At 52.3% G+C, this 1,683-nt stretch carries 1 protein-coding gene and 1 pseudogene; both read left to right on the top strand.

Annotated elements, in window-relative coordinates; genetic code table 11:
• A pseudogene (locus NH344_RS18085) lies at positions 1-365 on the top strand (catechol 1,2-dioxygenase); the annotation flags it as partial.
• A gap of 71 nt (positions 366-436) precedes the next feature.
• Positions 437-1,549 (top strand): NAD(P)-dependent alcohol dehydrogenase, encoded by a 1,113-nt coding sequence (locus NH344_RS18090; RefSeq protein ID WP_253028287.1) that lies wholly within the window; start codon positions 437-439, stop codon positions 1,547-1,549.
• Positions 1,550-1,683 lie beyond the last annotated feature (134 nt).

Below are 1,683 nucleotides of genomic sequence, written 5' to 3' on the forward strand. Positions count from 1 at the left end.
CCCCCACCGATGTGGTGCTCAAGTCCCTCGGCCGCCACGGCGAGCGCCCGGCGCATATTCACTACTTTGTCTCTGCCCCGGGCCACCAGCACCTGACCACCCAGATCAACTTAGCCGGCGACCCCTATACCTATGATGACTTCGCCTTTGCCACCCGCGAAGAGCTGGTCGTGCCCGCCGAGCGGATTGAAGACCCGGCCGAGATTGCCAAGCGTGAGCTGGACGGCCCCTTCGCCCAGGTGGTGTTCGACGTGGAGTTGGCACAAACCGACGCTGCCGAGCTACAAGTTCGCCACGCCCGCCCCCGGGCCAAAGAAGACGAACACGACCTCGCCAGCCAACTGGCCGGTACTGCTAAGGTTTAATGCAGGCTGAAGGCGCTGTATGTAAAGGAATAAGTGGCTAAGTTTTAGTATGTTTTAAAGGAGAGCTTTAAATGGCAACAACAACAATCAAAGCCGCTGTTGCACGTAATACCGATGCTCCTCTTACCGTTGAAACGCTTGAGCTTGATGAGCTGAAAGATAACGAGGTAAGGGTAGAAATGGTCTCCACAGGTATCTGTCATACCGACGCTATTGTTAGAGATGGCATTTACCCTACTCCCTTGCCCGCTGTGTTGGGGCATGAAGGCGCAGGTGTGGTTACTTCGGTAGGTAAAACCGTTAAGCATGTCAGTGTTGGGGATCACGTAGTACTCTCTGCTGCCTATTGCGGTGCATGTAAACAGTGTCGAGCTGGCCGAATGGCTTATTGTGAAAACCTCTTTGCTGAGGATTTTGGTGGTCGCCGCAGAGATGGTTCGACATCCCTATCGTGTTGTGGTGAACCTATTTCCTCTCATTTCTTCGGGCAGTCCTCTTTTTCGACATATGCCAACGTCGTGGAAGAGAGTGTGGTGGTTATTGACAAAGATGTGCCGTTAGAGCTGATGGGCCCACTGGGTTGCGGGCTGCAAACAGGGGCTGGCGCGGTTCTTAATGAGATCAAACCAGAAGCGGGTTCATCATTAGTTGTCTTTGGTGTTGGGGCAGTTGGTTCAGCGGCCATTATGGCGGCTAAGGTTGCAGGCTGTACGACGGTGATTGCCGTTGATATTCATGACTCACGACTAGAGTTGGCGCTTGATATCGGCGCTACGCATGTCATTAACTCCAGCAGCCGCGATGTTGCCGAAGAAATTAAAATGATGACTGACGGAGAGGGGGTTCAGTACGCGATTGATACCACCGCGATCCCTGCTGTAACGAAGAAAGCAGCTGAAACGCTGGGGATTCGAGGTGTGCTTGTATTGGTGGGTGCGGCAGCACCTGGTACGGAAGTTCCCTTTGAAGTAGGTGCCTCTCTTGTGAAGGGGTGGACGTTTAAGACAGTAGTGCAAGGCAGTTCGATTCCGCAGGAATTTATCCCTCGATTAGTCAAACTATGGAAGCAAGGCCGCTTCCCATTTGACAAGCTAATTAAGTTCTATTCTCTCGACGATATTAATCAAGGCTTTGAAGACTCTAAGAAGGGGGTTGTTATTAAACCTGTTGTAAAGCTCAGGTAACCCTTTCTTATACCTGAATCCGTGAAGCCGGCGCCGACACTTTCCCTATCACCGCCAGCGAGCACTTTTTGATCATTCGCCCCGTGCAAGTTGGCTTTCGCAAGCCCGTTATTGCCAAAACCCACCGTGCTGAT

The sequence above is a fragment of the Halomonas sp. Ps84H-12 genome, from assembly GCF_024124725.1.
In the GTDB taxonomy this organism is placed as follows: domain Bacteria; phylum Pseudomonadota; class Gammaproteobacteria; order Pseudomonadales; family Halomonadaceae; genus Vreelandella; species Vreelandella aquamarina.